The following is a 2029-nucleotide window of genomic DNA, read 5'->3' on the forward strand; positions in this document are numbered from 1 at the left end:
AACCATGCCGCCAATATTAACACCAGGGAATATTGCTCCATCCACCAGCTTTGATGTTGCACAATTACTGGCAAGTTCCAAAGACACGCCGGAAGACGTCATTCAAGCTCTTATTGAACATCCAAATTTCAATCCAGATGTTGCTAATGAAGAAGGGGTGACGCCTTTCTATCTTGCTGCGGAGGAAGGTCACATCCCCCTCGCTGCTGCCCTGATTGCAAGGGGTGCCAACTACCTGGTAATGAAAGACAGTTTTGGCCGTCCACTCAGTACAGCGCTGAATATGGGCCATCTGTCTTTTGTACAATGGTTCCTTAGCGCTCTGGACGAAGACAAAAGAATGGAGGCCATACTTGCGGAAGGTATGGCTCATCTAACCTTGCTGCACGAAGCAACAACAACTCCGGAATCCTTGAGACTCATCCTGACCTATGTACCGGAAGCTCAAAAGGCAGCAACCTTGATTAATCAAGAGAGAAATCGAAGCACGGTGATTCACTATGCAGCAGACAACCCGGAATCGCTGAACATTGTTCTGGACTGTTTACCTGAACACGTAAAGGTTGATGCCATCATGGCGAAAGACCATTATGGCAAAAACGTGCTGCACTGTGCGATAAGGAACCTGGATTCCCTAACGCTCCTTAGGAACTACCTCCCTGAAAAAAAATTCACGGAAGCCTTAATGGCAAAAGACGATCAAGGCATGACCGTACTGCATGACGCAGTATCGAGGCCGGAATGCCTAAGATTTCTTTTGAGTTGCTTACCGGAGGAAGAAAGGGCAAATGCTGTGATGGAAATAAATAAATATGATATCACCGTGCTGGGCAAAGCAGCAAATAACCCTGAATCCCTGCTTGCCCTTCTGGACTGCATCCCCAAAACCAAAAGAGCAGAACTTTTGATGACGAAGGACTCGAAAGGAAAACCCCCTATTGAACTGGTACTGCATCATACAGAACTTTTAAGTCCACTTCTGGCCTGCCTGCCAGAGGAAGCCAGATTACCGTTAATATTAGGGGAGAATTTTGGTGGAGACACTCTATTGCAACGGGCAGTACGCTATCCGGACTCCCTGAGCCAACTTCTGGCCAACCTTCCCGAGGATACAAGGGCAGCGGCCATTTTAGAAAAAAATAGGTATGGCGAGAGCCTGCTGGACTACGCGCTTGGTCATTCGGGAGCGCTGAAAATCCTTTGGCCTTATCTGCCAATGGAAGAAAGGGTAAATACCTTGATAGAAAAGAGAAGAGATGACAACACGCTACTGCATAACGTAGCAATGATGCCAAAATTTCTGGAACTCTTTCTGGCTGAATTACCCGAGCAAACAAGAACATCACTGGTGATGGCAAAGAACATTCATGACGAAAACGTGCTGCACAAGGCGGCAAAGAATCCAGAATCGCTAAGACTCCTTCTGGCCTGTATTCCGGAAAACGAACAGGCTGAAGCCTTGATGGCGAAAAACAAATATGACACGACCACGGTACACTATGCGGCAGAAAAACACGAATCCCTCAAGCGAGTTATGGCCTGCCTGCCAGCGGACAAAATAGCGGAACTCTTGATGGATAAGGACAAATGGAACAAAAGAGTGTTGGACTATGCAGCAAGAAACCAGGAATCCCTACGAGTCCTTCAGCCGTATGCTGAAAAAACAAAAAGCACTGCAGCCTCTTCCCATTCGTTTTTTAATCATGAGCATTCATCGTCCCCCTCAAACTCCGAAAATGTAGTGCTTAATAGCGATACGCCTCAAAAGCCACGGTCTTAACTTTAAGAAATGGTTGGTGTTGCTTGTGCAAGAGACTGTTGCTTCCCTCTGGAGTGAAGATCAGGAAGGAAGTTAATATATTTGATGGCACTCGTCATTTTAATTGAGATACGAGTTCCATGGAAAGAGGACCACGGCTGTCCCATTAAAAATGTGACGTCTTTCCGAGCGTAGCGAGGAATCTCCTGCAAGGTTGCACGATCCCATTAAAATGCGACCATTAAAATCATATCAAGAATTGAGTCTCCC

The 2029-nt window shown here is 46.5% G+C and carries 1 protein-coding gene; it reads left to right on the forward strand.

Translation table 11 applies throughout. The features are described from left to right. On the forward strand, positions 1–1780 hold a 1780-nt coding region (locus G543_RS17740), incomplete at its 5' end, for an ankyrin repeat domain-containing protein (protein WP_035922044.1). Between the last annotated feature and the right edge of the window lie 249 nt (positions 1781–2029).

The organism is Legionella moravica DSM 19234, assembly GCF_000423305.1.
GTDB lineage: Bacteria > Pseudomonadota > Gammaproteobacteria > Legionellales > Legionellaceae > Legionella > Legionella moravica.